The organism is Streptomyces sp. NBC_00285 (assembly GCF_036174265.1).
GTDB lineage: Bacteria > Actinomycetota > Actinomycetes > Streptomycetales > Streptomycetaceae > Streptomyces.
Map to the genome: position 1 here is coordinate 8,629,196 of NZ_CP108055.1, position 22,458 is coordinate 8,651,653.

The following is a 22,458-nucleotide window of genomic DNA, read 5'->3' on the forward strand; positions in this document are numbered from 1 at the left end:
CAACAGCCCCGGAGGCGAACCGTGAGTCGACCCCGCATCGTGATCGTCGGTTCCGGCTTCGCCGGGTACCGGACGGCCAAGGAACTGTCCCGTGAGCGGCCTGAGGCGGGGAACCCTGCGGGTCGGCGGCCTGAAGGTGGGAAGTCTGCGGACGGGCGGTCCGAGGCGGAGAACCCCACAGCCGAGCAGGCCGATCCGCCGGAGCTGACGGTCGCCGGGGCGAGTGCCGGCGAGGCCGTGATCGCGGAAGCCAAGGCGCGCGAGGCGGCCCAGGGGAAGCAGCCCGCGAAAAGCGGGCCTGGTGGTGAGCCGGCGAAGAGTCAGCGCGGTGGTGAACCGGCGAAAAGCCGACCCGCCCCCGAGTCCGGGGAAAGCCGACCCGCCCCCGAACCCGTCCGGAACCGGCCCAGCCCCCGCCCCGCCAAGAACCACCCCGGCGGTGAGCCGCGGAAATCCCTCGGCGCCGCCAAGCACACTGACGCGGATTCCGCGGAAGGAGACTCATGAACACCGGTGAACTCGTCGAACTGGCCCAGCAGTTGCGCGTGGACAGCGTGCGCGCCTCCGCAGCTGCCGGGTCCGGGCACCCGACCTCCTCGATGTCCGCGGCGGACCTGATGGCCGTACTGCTCGCGAACCACTTCCGTTACGACTTCGACCGCCCCGAACACCCCGGCAACGACCGCTTCGTGCTGTCCAAGGGCCATGCCTCGCCGCTGCTGTACGCCGCCTACAAGGCGGCCGGTGCCATCGACGACGAGGAACTGTTGACGTTCCGCAAGATCGGCAGCCGTCTCGAAGGGCACCCGACCCCGCGGAGGCTGCCGTGGGTCGAGACGGCGACCGGATCGCTCGGCCAGGGACTGCCGGTCGGCGTCGGGATCGCGCTGTCCGGGAAGCGGCTGGACCGTACCGGCTACCGGGTGTGGGTCCTCACCGGTGACAGCGAGCTGGCCGAGGGCTCCGTCTGGGAGGCCGCCGAACACGCCGGCCACGAGCACCTGGACAACCTCACCGCGATCGTCGACGTGAACCGGCTCGGCCAGCGCGGCGCCACCCGGCACGGCCATGACCTCGACGCCTACGCCCGCCGTTTCCAGGCCTTCGGCTGGCACACCGTCGAGGTCGACGGACACGACGTGGACGCGATCGAGCGCGCGTACGGGGAGGCGGAGTCCACCAAGGGCCAGCCCACCGTGATCATCGCCCGCACCCTCAAGGGCAAGGGCGTCGCCGACATCGAGGACCGCGAGGGACTGCACGGCAAGCCGCTGAAGAACGCCGACGACGCGATCGAGGAGCTCGGCGGCGTCCGGGACCTCCGCGTCCAGGTGCACGAGCCGCAGGCGGCCCGCATGCTGCACGCCGTACGCACCGGGCACCTCGAACTGCCCAGGTGGGACAAGGGATCCGAGGAGGAGGGCGTCGCCACCCGCGACGCGTACGGTCAGGCGCTCGCCGCCCTCGGCACCGGACGCGGTGACGTCGTCGCCCTCGACGGCGAGGTCGGCGACTCCACGCGCACCGAGTTCTTCGCCAAGGAGCACCCCGACCGCTACTTCGAGTGCTACATCGCCGAGCAGCAGATGGTCGCGGCCGCCGTCGGACTCGCCGCGCGCGGCTGGGTGCCGTACGCCACCACCTTCGCGGCCTTCCTCACCCGCGCCCACGACTTCGTGCGCATGGCCTCCATCAGCGGGGCCGGCATCAACCTGGTCGGCTCGCACGCGGGCGTCGCCATCGGGCAGGACGGGCCCAGCCAGATGGGTCTGGAGGACCTGGCGATGATGCGGGCGGTGTACGGCTCGACCGTGCTGTACCCGTGCGACGCCAACCAGACCGCCCACCTGGTCGCCGCCATGGCGGACCTGGACGGCGTCCGCTATCTGCGCACCAACCGAGGCGAGAGCCCGGTGATCTACGGGCCCGAGGAGGAGTTCCCGATCGGCGGCAGCAAGGTGCTGCGATCCTCCGCACGCGACCGGATGACCGTCGTCGCGGCGGGCGTCACCGTGCACGAGGCCCTGAAGGCCGCCGACGCCCTCGACCGTGAGGGCATCCAGGTGCGGGTCATCGACCTGTACTCGGTCAAGCCCGTGGACCGCGACACCCTCCGGCAGGCCGCCGAGGACACCGGCTGCCTCATGACCGTGGAGGACCACCACGAGGAGGGCGGCCTCGGCGACGCCGTCCTCGACGCGTTCTGCGATGGCCGGCCCGTACCCCGGCTGGTGCGCCTGGCCGTCCGTACGATGCCGGGCTCGGCCTCGCCCGACGAGCAGCTGCACGCCGCGGGCATCGACGCCGAGTCGATCGCCACCGCCGGCCGGCTTCTGGTGGAACAGTCGGTCACCCCGTGAGCAACGGGGACGTGCGCACCGTACGGGCGGGGCGGCGCACCGTGGAGGTGCACCGGCCGGACAAGGTGCTCTTCCCCGGCGCCGACGGCGCGAAGGAGTACACCAAGGGCGATCTCGTCGACTACTACCGGTCCGTCGCGCCGTTCATGGTGCCGCAGTTGCGGGGCCGTCCGCTGATGCTGGAGCGGCATCCGGACGGCCTCGCCGGCCCCCGGTTCATGCAGAAGAACACCCCGGAGGGCTACCCGGAGTGGATCAGCAGGGTCGAGGTGCCGAAGGAGGGCGGCACGGTCCGCCACACCGTCTGTGACGACAAGGCCACCCTCACCCTGCACCGCTGGCTGTCCCGGGCGGGGAGCGAGAACCACCCGGACCGGATGGTCTTCGACCTGGACCCGGCGGGGGACGACGACTTCGAGGCGGTCCGGGAGGCGGCGCGGCTGCTCGGGGAACTGCTCGACGAGCTGAAGCTGCCCTCGGCGCTGATGACCACCGGCTCCCGCGGGTTGCATGTGATCGTGCCCCTCGACGGCCGGCACGACTTCGACGAGGTCCGCGCGTTCGCCAAGGACGCCGCCGACACCCTGGTCGCAGGCCACCCCGACCTGCTCACCACCGCCGCCCGCAAGAAGGACCGCGGCGACCGTCTCTACCTCGACGTGCAGCGCAACGGCTATGCGCAGACCGCCGTCGCCCCGTTCGCCGTGCGTGCGAAACCCGGCGCCCCGGTGGCCACCCCGGTGGCCTGGTCCCAGCTGGACGATCCGGACCTGGACGCCCGCCGCTGGACCGTGGTCGACGCCGTCGAACAGGCCCGTACCCGTCCCTGGGCCGGAGTGCTGTCCAAGGGCCGGGCGCTGGGCCCGGCCCGGCGCAGGCTGAACGCGTTGATGTCCTACTGAAGGTTTGGCCGACGGACGAGCGGCCACCCGCAGGGGGAGGTGCCATGTCGAACACAAAGAACTCACCTGAACCACAGACTTCACAGGATTCCCCCAGAGGGAAAGAAAAGGACACGGAAGAGAACGTGGCGGACGAGCGGCGGCCCAAGCCGATGGAGGTGCTGCGCGAAGCGCGCGCCCAGCTCACGGAGCTCACCGGCATGACCGCCGAGAACGTCTCCTCCTTCGAACAGACCGAAGAGGGCTGGTCGTTGGAGGTGGAGGTCCTCGAACTCTCGCGGGTGCCCGACACGATGAGCCTGATGGCCAGCTACCAGGTCGAACTCGACCACGAGGGTCAGCTCACCGGCTATCGGCGCGTCCGTCGCTACGAACGCGGGCGGGCCGACGCACACCGTCGCTGACCGGCTGTGCCGTTCACGCCCGCCCACCGGTCCATCACAGACAAGTCATCAGCGCACAGACAAGGAGGTGCGGTCGACATGACCGTTGTCCCGGCCCAGCAGAGCGGTGGCGGAGGCGGCAGCAGTGGCCTCTACGACGTTCTGGAGCTAGTCCTCGACCGGGGTCTCGTGATCGACGCGTTCGTACGGGTCTCCCTGGTCGGCATCGAGATCCTGAAGATTGACATCCGTGTCGTCGTCGCGAGCGTCGACACCTATCTGCGCTTCGCCGAGGCCTGCAACCGGCTCGACCTGGAGGCCGGCCCGCACCGTGACCCCGGTCTGCCCGACCTCGTCGGCGAGATGACCGAGTCCGGCGCGCGCGGCAAGTCCAAGGGAGCGCTGTCGGGCGCCGCGGAGACGATCTCCGACGCCTTCAAGCAGTCGCGTGAGGAGTCCGAGAGCTCCGAGCGGCAGTCCAGGCCGCGGGCCCGCAAGGCCACGGCCACGCGCAGGAAGGAGGAGCAGGAGTGAGCACCTACGTCTACGGCATCACCGCCGCCTCCCACCCCTCGCTGCCGGACGGCATGGCGGGTGTCGGCGAGCCGTCGCTCCCGGTGCGCGTGCTCAGGGCGGACGATCTGGCGGCCGTCGTCAGTGACGCCCCCGAGGGGCTGCGGCCCAAGCGGCGGGACCTGCTCGCCCACCAGAACGTCCTGGCCGAGACGGGCGCCGGCGGTGTGGTGCTGCCCATGCGCTTCGGCAGCGTCGCCACGGACGACAGTGCCGTCACCGGGGTCCTGGAGGAACGCGCCGAGCACTACAAGGAGCGGCTCCGGGCCCTGGACGGCAGGGTCGAGTACAACATCAAGGCCACACACGACGAAGAGGCCGTGCTGCACCGGGTGATGTCCGACAACCCGGAGATCCGGTCCGTCACCGAGGCCAACCGGCAGGGCGGCGGCGGCACGTACGAGCAGCGGCTCAGGCTCGGCGAGATGGTCGTGGCCGCGGTCAAGGCCCGCGAGGCCGAGGACGCCACCGATGTGCGCAACACCCTGGAACCCGGCGCCGACGCCGTGAGCGTGGGCCCCGAGTCCAGCGGCTGGCTCGCCAACGTGTCCTTCCTGGTGCCCCGCGACTCGGCGGAGGACTTCCTGGCCACCGCGGAGCAGCTCCGTAAGAGCCACGCGCACCTCGAACTGCGGATCAACGGCCCGCTGCCGCCGTACAGCTTCGTGGAGCCGGGCCCGGAGCCGGCGGGTGCCGGGATCCGCTCCGACATGGGGGCCGAGGAGTGAGGACGCGGTGGGACTCATAGGAGAGGTGCTGCTGCTGCCGTTCGCACCGGTACGCGGCAGCGCCTGGGTGATCCGACAGGTACTGAGTGAGGCGGAGCGCCTCTACTACGACCCGGCGGCCGTCCGGGCCGAACTTGCGCAATTGGAGGAGAGGTTGGAGGCGGGCGAGATCGACGAGGAGGAGTTCGACCGACAGGAGGACGAACTGCTCGACCGGTTGGAGATCGGCCTGCGCGGTGGCGCGGGGACTGGCGACGGGACGACACGATGAACCGAGTGGGATTGGGCCTCGCGATAGGGGCCGGGTACGTCCTCGGACGTACGAAGAAACTGAAACTGGCATTCGCCGTCGGCACCGTGGTCGCCGGCAAGAAGATGAACCTGACCCCTCGGGCGCTCGCGGACCTGGTGACCCAGCAACTGCTGAAGAACCCGCAGTTCAAGGAGATCGGGGACACGCTGCGCCAGGACTTGCGCGGTGTGGGCAAGGCGGCCTCCGGTGCGATGGTGGAGCGGCAGATCAACGCCGTAGCCGACCGTCTGCACGGCCGTACCGCCCAGGTCCGCGACCAGCTGTCCGGTGTGACGCCGGACCTCGGCTTCGAGGACGAGGACGAGGAGACCGAGGACGAGGAGAGCCGGGCGTACGACGACTCGGAGGCGGAGGCCGACGAGAGGGACGAGGCCGCCGAGGCCGACGAAGGCGAAGTTGACGACGAGGACGACGAGGAACCCCAGCCGCGCCGCCGCAGGCCCGAGGACAGGGCCGCGGGCGGGGTGAAGAAGGCCGCCAAGAAGGCGCCGGCGAAGAAGACGGCCGAGAACAAGCCCCCCGCCAAGCGGGCCCCGGCCAAGAAGACGGCGGCGAAGACCGCGGCCAAGAAGTCGGCCGCCAGGAAGTCGACCGCGGCCGGGGGCGGCGCCCGCGGTGCCCGGACCCGACTGCCGAAGGGAGGCGGTGAGTGATGACCGAGACCCTCGGAGCAGCGAAGAACGTCACCGACAAGGCGAAGAAGAACCCGGTCACGGACGTGGTCCACAGCGAGGCCGCCGACCGGCTCAAGGGCGAGGTGCAGGACTACCTCTCCGCGCAGGTCCAGCGGATGCTGGTGGGTGTCGGCCACAAGCTGGGCGAGACCACCGGCAAGCTGAACGACATCGCCGAGGGCAACAGCCCCGGCTTCGGCAAACTCGCCCTGGACGGCGGCCGCAAGCTCGCCGAGGGCAAGGGTCCCGTGCGCAGCGCGGTCGAACTCGGCGTCTCGCACGCCAAGGACAAGGTGGTCGGCGCCTTCAAGAACCTCGGCGGCGGCAAGGGCAAGCGCAAGGGCGGCGCGGGCCAGAAGCCCACGGTGATCATCGAGTTCATCGATGTCGGCGTGGATCTGCGCACGGCCTACAACCAGTGGACGCAGTACCAGGACTTCTCCACCTTCGCGAAGGGCGTCAAGAGCGCGAACCGCGCCGACGACACCCACACCGACTGGCAGATGAAGATCTTCTGGTCCAACCGCAGCTGGAAGGCCACCACCACCGACCAGATCCCCGACGACCGGATCCACTGGACGTCGGAGGGCGCCAAGGGCACCACCAAGGGTGTCGTCTCCTTCCACCGCCTCGCCGACAACCTCACCCGGGTCCTGCTGGTGATCGAGTACTACCCCAAGGGCCTGTTCGAGAAGACCGGCAACATCTGGCGCGCCCAGGGCCGCCGGGCCCGCCTCGACCTCAAGCACTTCGCCCGCTTCATCACACTCAAGGGCGAGGCGGAGGACGGCTGGCGCGGCGAGATCCGCGACGGCGAGGTCGTCAAGAGCCACGAGGACGCGGTGGCGGAGGAAGAGGAAGAGAACGCAGAGGGCGCCGAGGAGACAGAGGAAGAAGAGGAACAGGAAGGCCCGTACGCCGAGGACGAGACCGAGGACGAGCCGGAGGAAGAGGGCGAGCCCGAGGACGAGTACGAGGAGTACGACGAGGAGGAGCCCGAGGGCGAGGAGGAGCCCGAGGCGGTCGCCGAGGACGAAGAGGCGGCCGACGAAGAGGTGCCCGAGGAAGAAGAGGACTACGAGTACGCCGAGGGCGGGAGCCGACGATGAGCATGCCCAGCCGGCTCCCGGATCCCTACGGTCAGGGAAGCGGCGCCAACCTGGCCGACATCCTGGAGCGCGTGCTGGACAAGGGCATCGTGATCGCGGGTGACATCCGCATCAACCTGCTCGACATCGAGCTGCTCACCATCAAACTGCGGCTGATCGTCGCCTCGGTCGACAAGGCCAAGGAGATGGGGATCGACTGGTGGGAGGACGACCCGGCGTTGTCCACCCGGGCCCGCCGTGACGAACTCACCCGGGAGAACACCGAGTTGCGCGAGCGGCTGGCGCGTCTCGAACAGCTGGAGCCTGCCCGGGGCGAGGAGGAGGCGTCATGACCGGACTGCGGTACGTCTACGCCGTCTGCCGTCCCTTCGGCACCCCGCTGCAGGCCCAGCTGGCCGGGGACCCGCCCCGGCTGCTGCACCACCGCGGTCTGGTCGCCGTGGTCAGCCATGTGCCGGAGCAGGACTTCGCCGAGGAGCCGCTCCGCAGCCATCTGGAGGACCTGGACTGGCTGACCACGACGGTACGCGCGCACCAGAGCGTGATCGACGCGCTCACCGTCGTCACCACCCCGCTGCCGTTGCGCCTCGGCACCGTCTTCCGCGACGACAGCGGGGTCCGCGTGATGCTCGAAGAACGCGAGGACGGGTTCCTGCGCACCCTCGACCGGCTCCAGGACCGGGTGGAGTGGGGCGTCAAGGTGTACGCCGAGACGCCGGCTCCGGCAGCTGAGGAGCCCGAGGAGAAACCGGCCAAGGCGGCATCGGGCCGGGACTATCTGCGCCGTCGGCGCTCGCAGGTGCGCTCGCACGAGGATCTGTGGCAGCAGGCGGAGGCATTCGCGACCGGGCTGCACGAAACGCTGTCCGCGTACGCCGAGGACACACGACTGCACGGTCCGCAGAACCCCACGCTTTCCGGGGCGTCCGGGCGGAACGTACTGAACGCCGCCTATCTCGTGCCGCGCGGTGATTCCGAGGAATTCGTGGAAATGGTGGACCGGACGAAGGACGAGGTCCCGGGAATGCGGGTGGAACTCACCGGTCCCTGGGCGGCGTATTCCTTCGCGGGGGAGGAACAGGCGTGACCGTCATAGAACGCCGTGAGGTGGCCCTGGTCGACCTGCTCGACCGGCTGCTGGCCGGCGGGGTCGTCATCACGGGGGACATCACCCTGCGTATCGCGGACGTCGACCTCGTGCGCATCGACCTGAACGCGCTGATCAGCTCGGTCAACGCTCAAGTGCCCTCGCCGTGGGAGGAGTTGCTGTGACTGCCCGACGCAACCGACTGGACCTCGAACCCGACACGGTCGAGCGCGACCTGGTCAAGCTCGTCCTGACCGTCGTGGAGCTGCTGCGCCAGCTCATGGAACGCCAGGCGCTGCGGCGCTTCGACTCGGGCGACCTGAGCGAGGAGCAGGAGGAGCGCATCGGGCTCACTCTGATGCTGCTCGACGACCGCATGGCCGAGCTGCGCGATCGCTACGGACTGCGGCCCGAGGACCTCAATCTGGACCTCGGGCCGCTGGGACCGCTGCTTCCCCGGGAATGAGCCGGAACGGTGTCGACGGCGTCGACGGTGTCAGGACCGATTCCCGGGAGTCCTCACCACCTGTACCAGCGGCCCCTGCCTCCGCCCGCTGTCGTGCCGCGCATCAGGAACCCCAAGAGCCATAGCACCAGCACGGCCAGTGCGATCCACCAGAGAATCTTCACTGCGAATCCGGCACCGAAAAGAACCAGTGCCAGAAGCAGTACCAGCAGAATGGCAACCATAATGTGAACCTCCTGCTGGTCGGGTATCCCGAAAAGGGAGAATCAGCCGTCCTTTCGGCACAGAATCTCCCCGTGCAGCACACAGAACCAGCCGTCCTCCCGCTTTCCCCATTCCCGCCAGGCGTCCGACACGGCCGCCAGCTGCGCCGCGGTGGCGTGGCCGCCCTCGGTGGCCCGCCCGGCGTACGCCGACTCCAGGGTGCGGTCCGCCCACAGCCCGCTCCACCACTCACGTTCCGCGGCGGTGGAGTAGGTCCAGGTGCCGGAACTCGCCGTGATGTCGGTGAGGCCCGCCCGCAGCGCCCAGGACTTCAGCCGGCGCCCGGCGTCGGGCTCGCCCCCGTTGGCCCGCGCCACCCGCTGGTACAGATCCAGCCAGTCGTCCAGCCCCTCGGACGCCGGATACCAGGTCATGGCCGCGTAGTCCGACTCGCGTACGGCGATGTACCCGCCCCTTTTGGTGACCCTCTTCATCTCGCGCAGCGCCTGCACCGGGTCCCCGACGTGCTGGAGGACCTGATGGGCGTGGACCACGCAGAAGGTGTCGTCGGGGAAGTCCAGGGCGTGCACGTCCGCGACCGCGAAGTCGACGTTCGTCAGACCGCGCTCGGCGGCCGTGGCCCGCGCCTGCTCCAGGATGCCCGGCGCCCGGTCGACCGCCGTGACGTGTCCGTCCGGGACCAGCGCGGCGAGGTCGGCGGTGATGGTGCCCGGTCCGCAGCCGATGTCCAGGATCTTCATGTGGGGCTTCAGCGAACCGAGCAGGTAGGCCGCCGAGTTGGCGGCGGTGCGCCAGGTGTGCGAACGGAGCACGGACTCGTGGTGCCCGTGTGTGTAGACGGCGGTCTCCTGCGGCTTCCCCTGCGATGTCGGCATGGCCGGCCTCCCCTTCTCGACATGTCCGTCGGTACGCAGAACCGTACGCGCGCATGTCGGATGGTGAGACCCCCGTATTGCGATGTGGACTGACGGGTGATCAGCTCCCGGGCAGTGGGCGGTACACCGTGAGCGCCTCGGGCAGCTTCTCCAGCGTCACCTCGCCCTCCACGTCGGTCACCTCACCGTCGTAGGCGAGGAGCGTGCCCGGCGCGACCCCCGTCAGGTGGAGGCGTCCCACCTGGACCGCGGCGTGGACGGGGGACCGGGTCAGCGGGCCCGCGAGTGCGGCGGCGAGCAGGCGCAGGGCGGGCCGGCGGCCGCCGTGCACGACCCGCACGTCGAGCCGGCCGTCCGCGAGATCGGTGCGGCGGCCGGGGGTGAGGCCCAGCCGGTGGTAGGTGCCGTTGCCGACGAACAGCAGCCACAGCGGCCTGCTCCGGCCGCCGAACCCGGCCTCCAGCGGATGCCGGTCGGCCCGCAGGACGCGCAGCGCCCCGAGGACCCCGGCCGGCCAGCCGCCGATCCGGCCCGACCAGCGCTCACGCTCACGCACCAGCTCCGGGTACACGCCCAGACTGCACGCGTTGACGAAGACGCCCTCACGGTCCCCGCAGCTGAACCGGCCCGCGTCCACGCGCACGGCCTCGCCCCGCCGGACGGCCCGGGTCAGATCCCGCGACCCCTCCACACCGAGGTCGTGGGCGAAGTGGTTCAGGGTGCCGCCGGGCAGCACGGCCAGCGGCACGTCGTGACGCAGGGCGATCTCGGCCGCCGCGTTGACCGTGCCGTCGCCGCCGCACACCCCGAGCACCGTGGCCCGGGCCGCCGCCTTCTCCAGCTCGGCCCGGACAAGAGCCGGTTCGCACTCGACGATCTCGGCCAGCGGCAGCCCGTCGTGCAGGGCACGCACCCGGTCCGCGGTGCCCGAGGCGGTGTTCGCCACCATGATCAGGCCCTCGCCGTCCGGCAGTGCCGGCACCTCCGCATACGGCCGGGCCTGCGGCACGACCTGGGCGCGCGTCGGCACCAGGCCCCGTACCGCGAACGCGGCACCCGCACCGAGGGCGGCGCCCGCCAGGACGTCGCTCGGGAAGTGCACGCCCGTGTAGACCCGGGACAGCGCCACCGACCAGGCGACCGGGGCCACGACGGCGCCCCACGCCGGGGACTCCAGCGCCACGCCGGTCGCGAAGGCCGCCGCCGACGCGGCGTGGCCGGAGGGGAACGAGGTCGTGATCGGCTGCCGCTTCAGCTGCCGGACGCGGGGGACCGGGTCCAGGACGGGACGTGTGCGGCGTACCGAGCGCTTGCCGAGGGTGTTGATGGTCGCGGAGGCCAGGGTCAGCGAGGCGAGGCCCCGGGCGGCGGCCCGGCGGGCCCGCGGGGTACGGCTCGCGGCCAGCGCGGCGGCGGTGGCGAACCACAGGACACCGTGGTTCGCACTGCGGCTCAGGCGGGGCAGGACGCGTTCGGCGGCCGGCCAGTCGCTGCGTGCCGCGAACGCGAACAGACGGTGGTCCAGCGCCGGCAGGCGGTCGCGCAGAAAACGGGGGCCGGGTTTCAGGACGATGCGGTCGACGTCTGGGCTCATGAGGTACCGGGTACCCGCACGGGCCGGCTTCCTGTCCCTGATAAGGGTTTGCCCATCGCCACAGGTGACCCGCACAATGCGGCCTCATGGGACATCTGGAAGCCGCGCACCTCGAGTACTACCTCCCCGACGGCAGGGCGCTGCTCGGTGATGTGTCCTTCCGGGTGGGCGAAGGGGCCGTCATGGCCCTCGTCGGACCCAACGGTGCGGGCAAGACGACCCTGCTGCGGCTGATCTCCGGAGAGCTGAAACCGCACGGCGGAACGGTCACGGTGAGCGGCGGCCTGGGCGTGATGCGCCAGTTCGTGGGGTCCGTACGGGACGAGACGACCGTACGGGATCTGCTCGTGTCGGTCGCGCCGTCCCGGATCCAGGACGCCGCGCGCGCCGTGGACCGGGCCGAGCACCTGATCATGACCGTCGACGACGAGGCCGCCCAGCTGACGTACGCGCAGGCACTCTCCGACTGGGCCGAGGTGCGCGGATACGAGTCCGAGACGCTGTGGGACATGTGCACCACGGCCGCGCTCGGGGTGTCGTACGAGAAGGCGCAGTTCCGGCAGGTGCGGACGCTGTCCGGCGGCGAGCAGAAGAGGCTCGTGCTGGAGGCGCTGCTGCGCGGCACGGACGAGGTGCTGCTGCTGGACGAACCGGACAACTACCTCGACGTACCCGGTAAGCGCTGGCTGGAGGAGCGGCTCAAGGAGACCCGCAAGACGGTCCTGTTCGTCTCCCACGACCGGGAACTGCTGTCCCGCTCCGCCGAGAAGATCGTCTCGGTGGAGCCTTCCCCGGCCGGGGCGGACGCGTGGGTGCACGGCGGCGGCTTCGCGACCTATCACGACGCCCGCCGTGAACGCTTCGCCCGTTTCGAGGAGTTGCGCCGACGCTGGGACGAGAAGCACGCCCAGCTGAAGAAGCTGGTGCTGAACCTCCGTCAGGCGGCCAGCATCAGCCACGAGTTGTCCTCCCGCTACCAGGCCGCGCAGACCCGTCTGCGCAAGTTCGAGGAGGCCGGACCGCCGCCCGAGCCGCCGCGCGATCAGGACATCAAGATGCGGATCAAGGGCGGCCGCACCGGTGTAAGGGCCGTCACCTGCAAGGGACTTGAGCTGACCGGCCTGATGAAACCCTTCGACCTGGAGGTCTTCTACGGCGAACGCGTCGCCGTCCTCGGCTCCAACGGCTCCGGCAAGTCGCACTTCCTGCGGCTGCTGGCCGGCGGCGACGTGGCGCACACCGGGGAGTGGAAGCTCGGTGCGCGCGTGGTGCCCGGGCACTTCGCCCAGACCCACGCCCACCCCGAGCTGGAGGGGCGCACTCTCCTGGACATCCTCTGGAAGGAGCACGCCCAGGACCGGGGCGCCGCGATGTCCCGGCTGCGCCGCTACGAACTGACCGGCCAGGCCGAGCAGAGCTTCGACCGTCTCTCCGGCGGCCAGCAGGCCCGCTTCCAGATCCTCCTGCTGGAGCTGCAGGGCGTCACCGCGCTGCTTCTGGACGAGCCCACGGACAACCTCGACCTGGAGTCCGCGGAGGCCCTCCAGGAGGGCCTGGAAGCCTTCGATGGCACAGTCCTCTCGGTCACGCACGACCGGTGGTTCGCGCGTTCCTTCGACCGCTACCTGGTCTTCGGCTCCGACGGGCGGGTGCGGGAGACGACGGAGCCGGTGTGGGACGAGCGGCGCGTGGAACGGGCCCGGTAGGTCACCGGGCCCGCCCCCGGGCGGTCACGTCCACCGCAGCAGTGCGCCCAGACCCCCCACCGGCGCCCCGTCCCCGAGCGCCGGCGTCACCGAGAGCGCCGGGGCGCCCGTGGCAGCCGCCGACCTGATCAGCGCGTCGTCCGCGCGGGCCGACCAGGAGTTCTGCTCGCCGAGGATCTTCAGATCCGTACGGCGCACCGCCAGCTGGTCGGGATCCTCGCCGACCCACACCTCACGGTGCGCGTCGGGACCGTCCGGGCGGATCAGGAGCTCGCCGATACGGTGCTCACGCGCCGCCTCGACCAGCGCGGGCACGCCCTCGGCGGCACCGGGACGCCCGTCGTCCCCCGGCGTCCGGGCCGCGAGGAACCGTTCCAGCTCCCGCTCCGTCCGCGTCCGCACGTACGCGGCGCGGGTGTGTTCCACGTCCTCGTCGAGCAGCCGGCTCCCGGCGCCGTGCGCGGCCTCGACGACCATGTCGTGCAGCCGCTTCGGCAGCCGTTCACGCACGGACCGCTTCTCGCGTTCGTCGCCGACGAGGATCAGCAGGTCGGCGCCCATTTCCTCCTGGCAGACCGCGAGCGCGTCCGCGATCTCGGCCGCGTTGCGCTCCCAAGTGTTCTCCACCCGCAGCTGGACGTGCCGCTCCGACCAGTCGGCCGAACCGGTCCGGTGGACGGGCCACTGCTCGCCGGTGACCGTACCGGCGTCCTTGCGGCCCAGTGCTCCGCGCAGCTCGAAGTCCGCGCCCTTGCGGTCGATGTACGCCACCACGCACACGGGGTCCTCACCGGCCAGTTCGAGCAGCGGCGCGGTGTGCGGCAGCGGGGCCCAGCGGACCAGGCTGCCGTCGGGGGACCGGGTCAGCGGCGGGTCCAGAACGACCTCACCCGCCCGCGCGAATACGGCCCGGCCATGCGGTTCGGACGACTGCCGCAACTCCTCCAGCGCCTCCCGCACGGCCACACAGGTGTCCTCGTCGGCCCCTTGCGCGGACAGTTCGCGAGCGACCGCGACCGCCGCGAGACGGCCTTCGTGGGACGAGTCCTCGGTGGGGCGTGGGGCGTCGGCGTACACGGAGGCCCAGGGGCCCGGATGTTCGTGGAGTGGCTGCAGAAAAGCGAGATTCATGATGTCCCTCCCGGATACCGCTCGGGGGCAGTGCGGTAATGCGTCCCGGGCGGGTACCCGAAGCGCATGAACGAACACGACGAGCGGGACACCAGGGCGACCGGAGTCGACCCCGGCCGGCTGGACGACCAGCAGCTCATGAAAGAGCTGGAGACGATCCACCGCACCCGGCACGAGACGCTGCTCCATGGCTCGAACGACGCGCTCAGCGCCCACAACGAGCGCATGGCACGGCTGGAGGGCGAGTACTTGCGCCGCAACCCGCGCCGTACGGTGGCCGCGGGCCGCACCCGGGAAGGCGCGCGGGAGCGGAGGCCGGGGGAGTCGGCCACGCCGACGTCGTGACGGGCCTCGGATCCCCACGAAGGCGAACGGTGACCTGCTGATCACGTGATCAGCAGGTCACCGGGACGTGCGCGCGAGGTCCGGTCCCGTCAGGCGGCCGCCTCCTGGGCGAACACGTCAAGAGATACGTCCGGTCACGGCTTGCTGAACGGGCTGTGCGCACGTCCCACCGGCCGGGCTCATACGGCGGCCTCGCCCTGCGGACCGGCGCGGTTGATGTCGGCCAGTGCCGACCCCGGGTCCCGCGCCTGTGCGAGGTCCCCGAGGCTCACCATGCCGACCGGCAGACCGTCCTCGATGACCGGCAGCCGCCGTACGGCATGCGCGCGCATCAGCGCCGCGGCCTGTGTCACCGGGTCGCCGGGAGCCACCGTCACCGGATCCGGCGTGCACACCGACTCGGCGCTCACCGTCAACGGGTCGACGCCGTCGGCCACGGCCCGCACCGTGATGTCCCGGTCGGTGAGCAGCCCCACCACCCGCTGACCGTCGGCGACCACCACGTCGCCGATGTCCTGCGCGCGCATCAGCCGCGCCGCCTCGACCAGCGAGGCGTCCGGCCGGACGGCCACCACACCGGGTGTCATCACCTCCCGTACGAGCTGGGCCGTCACGGCGCGCCCTCCGCATGGGTCAGCGCCCGCGCGAGTTCCTGGACGGTGGCGTAGTTCTCATTGCGCGGCAACGCCTCCACCGCCTCGACGAGGGGGTCGGGGGCGTGTTTGCGGCGCAGTGCCCGCCCCAGCTCCACGGGGGTGGCGGGGAAGGAGCTGCGGCCCAGGATCCGGGCCAGCTCCAGTCGGACGCCCTCCAGCGACGCCCCGGGCCGGCCGGGTGTCACGGGCCCGCCCCAGACCTGCGGATCGTCGTCGGCGGTCGGCTCCGGGTCGTTCCACTCCTCGCTGCGGGTGGGATGCCCGGAACGGAGCAGACCCTGGAGTTCGTGCTTCATCTCGTCGTCGCGGTGGCGGCTCAGCCGGTCGCTGCCTCGCTGCATGTTCTCCCTCCAGATCTTCGGGGTCCGCACCGCGTACCCGTGCACTGCGGGCCGACACGGGGTTTGTGTCACCGAAGCCGGGAGACCCGGCCCGGACCCCCCGCGCACCTCCTCCGGGAAGGACTGGCGATGGTGCTCCTCGCCGCGCTCATGCCCCTGCTCATGCTCGGCGTGGTCCTCGCGCTGGGCCGGTACGAGGAGCTGATGCTTCCGCGACGGGCGGAGGACCGGCCCCAGCCGGCCGTCCTCCCGTCGGCGGCAGCGGCTACTTCTTCTCCCGCCCCGGCAGGAACTCCTGCACCTTCGCCGTGAAGCCCTGCCCGACCATGGCCGCCGCGACCGCGTCGCCCTTGAGGATCGAGGAGAACGTGGCCTCCAGCTGTTCCCAGGTCGCGTGCGGCGCGACCGGCGGTACGGCGGGGTCGGTGAGGAACTCCAGGACCGCGGGCCGGTCCGCGGCCGGCCCGGCCCGCCAGGCCGCCTCCACGTCCTGGCGGCTTCTCCACCCGGATCCCGGTCAGACCGAGGGAGCGGGCGAACGCCGCGTACTGCACGTCCGGGAGCGCTTGCGAGGGCAGGAACGACGGGGCGCCCTCCATGGCCCGCAACCGTTCGAGAATGTGATCGGACACCTTGGTGCTCATGGGCTGGCCTCCCGGACGTGGGCGGCACAGACAGCGGCCTTACGAGGCACCCTGCGCGCGCCCGGAAACCTTCACCGGTGTTTGCCCCCGAAGGCCCGGGGCAGGCGCAGTCCCAGTGCTTCGGACCGGAGGCACGTCCGTGGGAGCGGCCCCGAGCCGCAACGGTCGCGCCTGCCCGGCCCCCCCTCGCAGACGCGCTCCCACCCCGATCGTCCAACCCAGAGCACGATCTAGGGAGTTGCGACGCACATGCCCACTCCAGTGAGCGCGAAGCACCACCCGCACGACGACGCCCCCGACACCGCCGAGGACTTCCGCAGACTCGCCGCGCTCCCTCCGGGACCCGAGCGCGACACCCTGCGCGGACGGATCGTCGAGGCGTGGCTGCCCATGGCCGACCGGCTCGCCGGCCGTTTCCGCAACCGGGGCGAGAGCTTCGACGACCTGCGCCAGGTCGCCGCCCTCGGCCTGGTCAAGGCCGTGGACCGCTACGACCCCGCACTCGGCAGCGCCTTCGAGAGCTACGCCGTGCCCACCATCACCGGCGAGATCAAGCGGCACTTCCGCGACCACATGTGGACCCTGCATGTACCGCGCCGGGTCCAGGAGCTGCGCAACCGCGTCCGCTTCGCCTCCCGGGACCTCGCCCAGACCATCCCGGGCCGCAGGCCCACCGTCGCCGAGATCGCCGCGCAGGCCAACATGAGCGACGAGGACGCCCGGGTCGGTCTGGAGGCACTGGAGAGTTTCACCGCCCTGTCCCTCGACGCCGAACTTCCCGGCAGCCCAAACGGCTACTCCCTCGCCGACTGCCTCGGCTCGCTCGACCCCGCACTGGCCACGGTCGTCGACCGCGAGTCCGTCAAGCCCCGGCTGGCCGCGCTGCCCGAACGCGAGCGGGCCATCCTCTACATGCGGTTCTTCGGCGACATGACCCAGAGCCGTATCGCCGAGCAGCTGGGCATCTCGCAGATGCACGTGTCCCGGCTGATCAACCGCTGCTGCGGACGACTGCGCGAACAGATCATGCGCGACGCCGCCGCGTGACGGGACGGTTCTGACGGTCAGGTTCCGACAGGGCGGCTCTCACGGTCCGGGGATGCGTGCCCGCACGTCTCCGTTCGCGGCCCGGGGTCACCCACTCGGCCCTCACCGTCCCGCCAATGGCCTTCGGCCGCGCGCGGACCGGGGCCCCGGGGGCTGAGATGACGGTGGGTGCGACCGTCGCGCCCCCGGTCCAGTCGTCGTATCCCCGACGCCCGACGACGGGCCCCTCAGCCGTCGGCCGAAGGAGTCCACCTCATGCGCCGCACCGCCCGTCTCCGGGCCCTGACCGTCGTCCTCTTCGCCCTCGGAATCACCCTGGGTCTCGCCGCGCCGAGCGCCTTCGCCGACCCGGCCGCCGAAGTCAGCCCGAGCAGTGTCACGCCGGGCGCGAGCGTCACCGTGTCCGTCTCCTGCGACCCCGGCGGCGGTACGCCACCCGCCACCCTCGACGCCACCTCGCAGGCCTTCGAGACGGCAACTGTCCGGCTCCGACTGGTGCCCGGCAACGACGACGCCGTCTCCGGCCCCGCCTACAGCGGCAACGCGCGCGTCGCCGCCGACCAGGCGCTCCAGGACGGTGCCGGCGGTGTCGGCCCGGACTCCGCGTGGACCGTCGACGGCACCTGCCCCACCGCGGACCGCGCGCCGGGCAAGGCGTGGAGCGCCACCTTCACCGTCACCCGCGACACCGCCACGGCCACCGCCGGCGGCGAACGCCGCCCGTGCACCGAGCCGCGCGCCGAACCGAGCACCGACACCTGTGGTGCCGCGGTCATCCAGCGCCCCGTCCGGGCCGGCCAGGGCGGCACCTTCCGCGACAGCGTCCCGGCCCTGGTCACCGGCGGTCTGCTCATCGCCGGCGCCGCGGCAGGGGCCGTGTACCGGCTGCGCCGCAAGAACCCCGCGGCCAACGCCTGAGGCGAAACCCGGGGACCGTGTGACGGGTGCAACCCGCACGGGCGCCCATGGGCCGGAGGCACCGTGGGTACTCAGAGCGCGAGGAGTGCACGAAGCGCCTCACCAGGCGTCGCCTCACCGAGGGTGAGAGGACGAGACGGCGGACCGGGCGGCGGGCCACCTGAGAGCGGCTGACGGAGGTGACCATGCGGACCGACCCGGAGGATCACGGCCCCGTCCGCTACGGCCCCCCGCCGCCCGACGACGCGCTGCCGGTACTGCCGGACCTCGCCGCGGTGCTGTCCGACGCTGCCACCCGCCCCCGTGCCGAACCGGTCGGCGGCGGCACCCCGCTCCTGGAGGCCGCCTGCGGTTACGGAGCCCGGCGCGGCCTGCCCGCCCGGCCGGACCACGTGGTCGCCGCCCCCGGGGCCCCAGCCCTGCTGGTCGCCCTGACCGCCGCCCTCGGCGGTGACGTCCTGGTGCCCCGCCCCTGCGCCGCCTGGTGGGCGCCGTACGCACGCCTGCTGGGAAGGCCCGTCTTCCACGTGGCGACACCCGCCGAGTGCGGCGGTGTCCCCGATCCCTACGCCCTGCTGGAGACCGTGCGCCGGGTGCGTGCCGAGGGCGGTGACCCACGGCTGCTGGTGTTGTCCGTCGCCGACGACCCCACCGCCACCGTCGCCCCGCCCGAGGCGCTGCACGAGGCCGTCGAGGCCGCCGCGGGTGAGGGCCTGCACCTGGTCAGCGACGAGACCTGGCGCGACACCGTGCACACCCCGCACGAGACGGTTCTGGTCAGCCCCGCGGAGATGGCGCCCGACCGGGTCACCGTGGTCACCGACCTGGCCGGCGGACTGCTGCCGGCCGGCTGGCCCGCCGCCATCGCCCGCTTCCCGGCGAACGGCAGCGGCGACGGCCTACGCGCGCGTGTGCTGGACGTACTGACCGCCCTGGGCGCCCGCGTCGCCGCCCCGGTCGCCGCGGCCGCCGCCCACGCGCTCACCGAGCCCGAACCGGTCGCCGCCCACCGTGCCGCTGTGGTGGACCTCCACGCACGCGTGGCCGCCGCCGCGCACGCCGTCGTCGTCGGCGCGGGCGCCCTGTGCCGGCCCCCACAGGCCGGCCGTCACCTCTACGTCGACCTCGGCCCCCTGCGGCCGGCGCTCACCGCGCGGGGCATCGGCGACGCCCAGGACCTGGAGGACTTCCTCGCCGCCCGGCTCGGTGTGCCCGCGCCCGGCGGCCACCGCTTCGGCGACGACCTCGGCGCGCTGCGCGTACGGCTGTCCACCGGCCCGCTGCTCGGGACCTCGGACACGGAACGCGCGGAATGCCTCACGTCACCCGCGCCGTTGGAACTGCCACACGTGCAACGCGCGTTGATCACCTTGAAGTCGGTCTTCGACGACCTTTGCGACGACGCTCAGCGATGGGAGCCTCCTCGATGACGCAGCAGTCCGAGTCGACCACCACCAGGGTGGCCGGCGGGCCGGCGGCCCGGTCCTCCTTCGCGCCGCCGCACCCTCCCCTCGCCGAACCCCGCCCGCTGGGGGAGCGCAGAGTGTGGCCGAGGTCCTTCCACGACCGTCTGACCGCCCCCCTGCCCGGCCTGAAGTCCATGGCCCGCTTCGCCCGTGAGGGCGCGGTACGCCCCGGCCCCGAGGGCCTTGCCGACATCCCGAAGCTGCCCTACGAACCCGCCCCGCTCCCCGCCGTCGACAGCCGCACGGTCGCCGTCTCCTGGGCGGGACACGCCAGTTGGGTGGTGCGGATCGGTGGCCTGACCGTCCTCACCGACCCGGTCTGGTCCCGCCGCATCCTCGGCACCCCGGCCCGGATCACCCCGGTGGGCATCGACTGGAACACCCTGCCGCGCATCGACGCGGTGGTCATCAGCCACAACCACTACGACCACCTGGACGCTCCGACCCTGCGCCGGCTCCCGCGCGACACCCCGGTGTTCGTCCCGGCAGGCCTGGCCCGCTGGTTCCATCGCCGCCGCTTCACCGCGGTCACCGAACTGGACTGGTGGGAGGCCGCCGAACTGGGCGGAGTCCGCTTCGACTTCGTCCCCGCCCACCACTGGTCCAAGCGCTCCCTCACGGACACCTGTCGCACCCTGTGGGGCGGCTGGGTCCTGACAGCGCGGGACGGCCAACGCGTCTACTTCGCGGGCGACACCGGCTACGGCCACTGGTTCTCCCGCATCGGCGACCGCTACCCCGGCATCGACCTGGCCCTGCTCCCCATCGGCGCCTACGACCCCCGCTGGTGGCTCAGCGACGTCCACTGCGACCCGGAGGAGGCGGTGCGAGCGGCCCAGGACCTGGGCGCCCGCAGGATGGCCCCCATGCACTGGGCGACGTTCGTGCTGTCCGCGGAACCGGTCCTGGAACCGCTGACCAGGGTGCGGGACGCCTGGGACAAGGCGGGTCTGGCGCGCGAGGACCTGTGGGACCTGCCCATCGGAGGCTCACGGCTGCTGGAGCGCCCTCAGGTCCCCGGGAGCGGCCTCAGGAGCGCACCCGCTTCCACACCGTCGGCGCCGCGCTGATCGTGACGGTCAGCGCGACCGCCGCCACCACACCCTCCCAGGGCTCCTGGAACAACGACCCGCCCAGAATCCCGATCAGCTGGTACGTCACGGCCCAGGCCAGACAGGCCGGCAGGTTCCCCCGGACGAACCGTCGCAACGGCCACTCGGCCATGAGGCAGGCCAGCATCACCGGAATGCGCCCCGCAGGCACCAGCCGGGACAGCACGAGAACGGCCACCCCGTGGTCGGCCAGCTTCCCCTGCGCCTGTGAGAGCCGCTCCTCCGGAGCCCGGGACCGGATCGCCTCCAGCCACCGCGATCCGTTCTTCGACTTCATTCCGCGCCGCCCCAGCCAGTACAGGGCGATGTCCCCGAGGAACGCGGCGAGCGACGCCGTGACGAAGACGAACAGCAGAGCAAGGGGCGCGGTCTGATGGAAGGCCACGACGGCGGCCGAACTCACCAGCGCCCCCGTGGGGATCACCGGCACCAACGCACCCAGGAACACCAGCAGGAACAACGTCGGATACCCGATCGCCTGCCCGGCGGCGCCCGGTGTCGCCCCCGTGGTCGCGGCTGCCAGCCAGGTCACGGAGCGACCTCCAGCCGCATGCTCTCCCCGTGCTCCAGCCGGTGCACGTCCACCCCGGGCGCGACCTGGGCCGCCAGCCGCACGAACTCCGAACCCGGCGCGTGGAACTCGTGCGGCCGCACCGCGTCCAGCCCGATCGGCCAGTACGTCCCGTAGTGCACCGGCACCGCACTGCGCGGCGCGAGCTGCGCCAGCGCCTGGGCCGCGCGCCCCGCGTCGAGATGCCCCTCGCCGAGATGCGGCCCCCAGCCGCCGACCGGCAGCAGTGCCACGTCGACCGGCCCGACCTCCTTGGCCATGTCGTCGAACAGCCCGGTGTCCCCGGCGAAGTAGGTGCGCGCCGAGCCCTCGACGACGAAACCGAGCGCGGGGGAGCGGTGCGGTCCGACCGGCAGCCGCCGTCCGTCGTGCCGTGCGGCCACCGCGCGGATCAGCAGGTCGCCGACGCGCCGCTCGTCGCCGGGCGCCACCTCCTCCAGCCGGAGGTGAGTGAGCCGGCGCAGCCCCGGCACCTGACGTGGTGCGCCCCGGGGCACGAGCAGGCGCGTGCCCGGATCGAGCCGGGCCAGCGAGGGAACGTGCAGATGGTCGGCGTGCAGATGGGAGACGAGCGCGACATCCGCACGCCAGGCTCCGGGCGGTGGCACCGCCCCGCGGCGTCGACGCAGATGCGCGAGCCGGCGGGCGAACAGGGGGTCGGTGAGCACACGTATATCCGAATCCGCGACCGTGCAGGTCGCGTGACCCCACCAGGTGATCTCCACCGGCACCTCTTTGCCTCCTTCGCGCGACTCCCCGAAGCCTACGGGCTGGAGTAGGGTCGGCGGCGAAACCCGGAGGTGAGGGGGACACCATGGGACCGGTCCGTGTCACGGCGATCGCGAGTCTGACGCCGCTGGAGGAACTGGACGCCGACCCCTTCCTGGTGGACTCGCGCAGCCAGCACGCGATGTGCGCGCGCTGGGCCGCCGAGCGGGGGTACACCGTGCAGCGGGAACTGCTGGTGCGGGGGCTGCGGGCCGACCACGGTGTGCTGTGGGACGGGGTGCGGGCGGGCACCGACCTCTTCGTGGCACCGAGCCGCCGGGTCCTGGAGAGTGCCCTGTCCTCGGTCGAGGAGTTCGCCGCGGAGTGTGCCCGGCGAGGGGTGCGGGTGGAGACGGTCGGCGTCGCGGAGCCCCTGTACGACGCCCAGATGAAGGCCCGGGTGCACCGCAGGCTGTCGATGCCGACGGCGGGATACGACGGGCGTTGAGCCGCTCCGCCACAGG

27 protein-coding genes and 1 pseudogene are annotated in these 22,458 nt (G+C 71.9%); 19 read left to right on the forward strand and 9 right to left on the reverse strand.

Annotated features, from left to right (window positions below; all coding sequences use genetic code 11):
• The first annotated feature begins 503 nt into the window (after positions 1-503).
• From OHT57_RS39560 to OHT57_RS39615, 12 genes are all read left to right on the forward strand, one after another.
• Complete coding sequence (locus OHT57_RS39560) at positions 504-2,360, forward strand: transketolase (RefSeq protein WP_328751627.1); 1,857 nt, start codon at positions 504-506, stop codon at positions 2,358-2,360.
• Complete coding sequence (gene ligD / locus OHT57_RS39565; protein WP_328751629.1) at positions 2,357-3,262, forward strand: non-homologous end-joining DNA ligase; 906 nt, start codon at positions 2,357-2,359, stop codon at positions 3,260-3,262. The genes OHT57_RS39560 and ligD overlap by 4 nt, the downstream gene beginning before the upstream one ends.
• Before the next feature lie 44 nt (positions 3,263-3,306).
• Positions 3,307-3,666 carry a gas vesicle protein GvpO gene (locus OHT57_RS39570; protein ID WP_328751630.1) on the forward strand — a complete coding sequence of 120 codons (360 nt, stop codon included), beginning with the start codon at positions 3,307-3,309 and terminating at the stop codon, positions 3,664-3,666.
• A gap of 78 nt (positions 3,667-3,744) precedes the next feature.
• Positions 3,745-4,179: a gas vesicle structural protein GvpA gene (locus tag OHT57_RS39575; protein WP_328751631.1), complete on the forward strand. Its 435-nt coding sequence runs from the start codon at positions 3,745-3,747 to the stop codon at positions 4,177-4,179.
• Positions 4,176-4,946 (forward strand): GvpL/GvpF family gas vesicle protein, encoded by a 771-nt coding sequence (locus OHT57_RS39580; protein ID WP_328751632.1) that lies wholly within the window; start codon positions 4,176-4,178, stop codon positions 4,944-4,946. Before OHT57_RS39575 ends, OHT57_RS39580 begins: the two co-directional genes overlap by 4 nt.
• A 7-nt stretch (positions 4,947-4,953) precedes the next feature.
• Positions 4,954-5,217 (forward strand): gas vesicle protein GvpG, encoded by a 264-nt coding sequence (locus OHT57_RS39585; protein ID WP_328751634.1) that lies wholly within the window; start codon positions 4,954-4,956, stop codon positions 5,215-5,217.
• A complete protein-coding gene (locus OHT57_RS39590) occupies positions 5,214-5,912 on the forward strand; it encodes a DNA primase (RefSeq protein ID WP_328751635.1) in 699 nt (232 codons plus the stop codon). The genes OHT57_RS39585 and OHT57_RS39590 overlap by 4 nt, the downstream gene beginning before the upstream one ends.
• Positions 5,912-7,042, forward strand: coding sequence for an SRPBCC family protein (locus OHT57_RS39595; protein WP_328751637.1), 1,131 nt, complete (start codon positions 5,912-5,914; stop codon positions 7,040-7,042). The genes OHT57_RS39590 and OHT57_RS39595 overlap by 1 nt, the downstream gene beginning before the upstream one ends.
• Positions 7,039-7,374 (forward strand): gas vesicle protein, encoded by a 336-nt coding sequence (locus OHT57_RS39600; RefSeq protein WP_328751638.1) that lies wholly within the window; start codon positions 7,039-7,041, stop codon positions 7,372-7,374. Before OHT57_RS39595 ends, OHT57_RS39600 begins: the two co-directional genes overlap by 4 nt.
• The gene (locus OHT57_RS39605; protein WP_328751639.1) at positions 7,371-8,129 is read left to right on the forward strand and encodes a GvpL/GvpF family gas vesicle protein; all 759 of its coding nucleotides are present in this window, start codon (positions 7,371-7,373) and stop codon (positions 8,127-8,129) included. Before OHT57_RS39600 ends, OHT57_RS39605 begins: the two co-directional genes overlap by 4 nt.
• Positions 8,126-8,314: a gas vesicle protein gene (locus tag OHT57_RS39610; protein WP_007385868.1), complete on the forward strand. Its 189-nt coding sequence runs from the start codon at positions 8,126-8,128 to the stop codon at positions 8,312-8,314. Before OHT57_RS39605 ends, OHT57_RS39610 begins: the two co-directional genes overlap by 4 nt.
• Complete coding sequence (locus OHT57_RS39615) at positions 8,311-8,595, forward strand: gas vesicle protein K (RefSeq protein ID WP_328751640.1); 285 nt, start codon at positions 8,311-8,313, stop codon at positions 8,593-8,595. Before OHT57_RS39610 ends, OHT57_RS39615 begins: the two co-directional genes overlap by 4 nt.
• Before the next feature lie 53 nt (positions 8,596-8,648).
• Here OHT57_RS39615 and OHT57_RS39620 read toward each other — a convergent pair whose 3' ends face one another.
• The 3 genes from OHT57_RS39620 to OHT57_RS39630 form a co-directional block, all read right to left on the reverse strand.
• Entirely contained in the window at positions 8,649-8,819 is a 171-nt protein-coding gene (locus OHT57_RS39620; RefSeq protein WP_328751641.1) for a hydrophobic protein, read from the reverse strand.
• 42 nt (positions 8,820-8,861) lie between these two features.
• Positions 8,862-9,695 carry a class I SAM-dependent methyltransferase gene (locus tag OHT57_RS39625; RefSeq protein ID WP_328751642.1) on the reverse strand — a complete coding sequence of 278 codons (834 nt, stop codon included), beginning with the start codon at positions 9,693-9,695 and terminating at the stop codon, positions 8,862-8,864.
• Positions 9,696-9,795: 100 nt separating this feature from the next.
• A complete protein-coding gene (locus OHT57_RS39630; RefSeq protein ID WP_328751643.1) occupies positions 9,796-11,289 on the reverse strand; it encodes a bifunctional phosphatase PAP2/diacylglycerol kinase family protein in 1,494 nt (497 codons plus the stop codon).
• A gap of 86 nt (positions 11,290-11,375) precedes the next feature.
• Here OHT57_RS39630 and OHT57_RS39635 point away from each other — a divergent pair, with 86 nt between their 5' ends.
• Positions 11,376-12,995: an ABC-F family ATP-binding cassette domain-containing protein gene (locus OHT57_RS39635; protein ID WP_328751644.1), complete on the forward strand. Its 1,620-nt coding sequence runs from the start codon at positions 11,376-11,378 to the stop codon at positions 12,993-12,995.
• A 24-nt stretch (positions 12,996-13,019) separates the two neighbouring features.
• Here OHT57_RS39635 and OHT57_RS39640 read toward each other — a convergent pair whose 3' ends face one another.
• A complete protein-coding gene (locus OHT57_RS39640; protein ID WP_328751645.1) occupies positions 13,020-14,126 on the reverse strand; it encodes a baeRF2 domain-containing protein in 1,107 nt (368 codons plus the stop codon).
• Between the two features lie 66 nt (positions 14,127-14,192).
• Here OHT57_RS39640 and OHT57_RS39645 point away from each other — a divergent pair, with 66 nt between their 5' ends.
• Entirely contained in the window at positions 14,193-14,471 is a 279-nt protein-coding gene (locus tag OHT57_RS39645) for a DUF6158 family protein (protein ID WP_328751646.1), read from the forward strand.
• A 179-nt stretch (positions 14,472-14,650) separates the two neighbouring features.
• Here OHT57_RS39645 and OHT57_RS39650 read toward each other — a convergent pair whose 3' ends face one another.
• From OHT57_RS39650 to OHT57_RS39660, 3 genes and pseudogenes are all read right to left on the reverse strand, one after another.
• A complete protein-coding gene (locus OHT57_RS39650; protein WP_328751647.1) occupies positions 14,651-15,085 on the reverse strand; it encodes a CBS domain-containing protein in 435 nt (144 codons plus the stop codon).
• Complete coding sequence (locus tag OHT57_RS39655) at positions 15,082-15,468, reverse strand: DUF2795 domain-containing protein (protein ID WP_328751649.1); 387 nt, start codon at positions 15,466-15,468, stop codon at positions 15,082-15,084. The genes OHT57_RS39650 and OHT57_RS39655 overlap by 4 nt, the downstream gene beginning before the upstream one ends.
• Before the next feature lie 265 nt (positions 15,469-15,733).
• Positions 15,734-16,076, reverse strand: a pseudogene (locus tag OHT57_RS39660) (thiamine pyrophosphate-dependent enzyme); the annotation flags it as partial.
• 285 nt (positions 16,077-16,361) lie between these two features.
• On the opposite strand from OHT57_RS39660, the gene OHT57_RS39665 reads away from it, so the two are divergent.
• From OHT57_RS39665 to OHT57_RS39680, 4 genes are all read left to right on the forward strand, one after another.
• Positions 16,362-17,159 (forward strand): RNA polymerase sigma factor SigF, encoded by a 798-nt coding sequence (locus OHT57_RS39665; protein WP_328751650.1) that lies wholly within the window; start codon positions 16,362-16,364, stop codon positions 17,157-17,159.
• A gap of 255 nt (positions 17,160-17,414) precedes the next feature.
• Entirely contained in the window at positions 17,415-18,077 is a 663-nt protein-coding gene (locus OHT57_RS39670) for a hypothetical protein (protein WP_328751651.1), read from the forward strand.
• 185 nt (positions 18,078-18,262) lie between these two features.
• A complete protein-coding gene (locus OHT57_RS39675; protein ID WP_328751653.1) occupies positions 18,263-19,507 on the forward strand; it encodes an aminotransferase class I/II-fold pyridoxal phosphate-dependent enzyme in 1,245 nt (414 codons plus the stop codon).
• Complete coding sequence (locus OHT57_RS39680; RefSeq protein WP_328751654.1) at positions 19,504-20,613, forward strand: MBL fold metallo-hydrolase; 1,110 nt, start codon at positions 19,504-19,506, stop codon at positions 20,611-20,613. The genes OHT57_RS39675 and OHT57_RS39680 overlap by 4 nt, the downstream gene beginning before the upstream one ends.
• Here OHT57_RS39680 and OHT57_RS39685 read toward each other — a convergent pair.
• Entirely contained in the window at positions 20,573-21,187 is a 615-nt protein-coding gene (locus tag OHT57_RS39685) for a DedA family protein (RefSeq protein WP_328751655.1), read from the reverse strand. The genes OHT57_RS39680 and OHT57_RS39685 overlap by 41 nt on opposite strands.
• Entirely contained in the window at positions 21,184-21,957 is a 774-nt protein-coding gene (locus OHT57_RS39690) for an MBL fold metallo-hydrolase (protein ID WP_328751656.1), read from the reverse strand. The genes OHT57_RS39685 and OHT57_RS39690 overlap by 4 nt, the downstream gene beginning before the upstream one ends.
• An 83-nt stretch (positions 21,958-22,040) precedes the next feature.
• Between OHT57_RS39690 and OHT57_RS39695 the strand changes: the two genes are divergently transcribed.
• A complete protein-coding gene (locus tag OHT57_RS39695) occupies positions 22,041-22,442 on the forward strand; it encodes a hypothetical protein (RefSeq protein ID WP_328751657.1) in 402 nt (133 codons plus the stop codon).
• Positions 22,443-22,458: the final 16 nt, after the last annotated feature.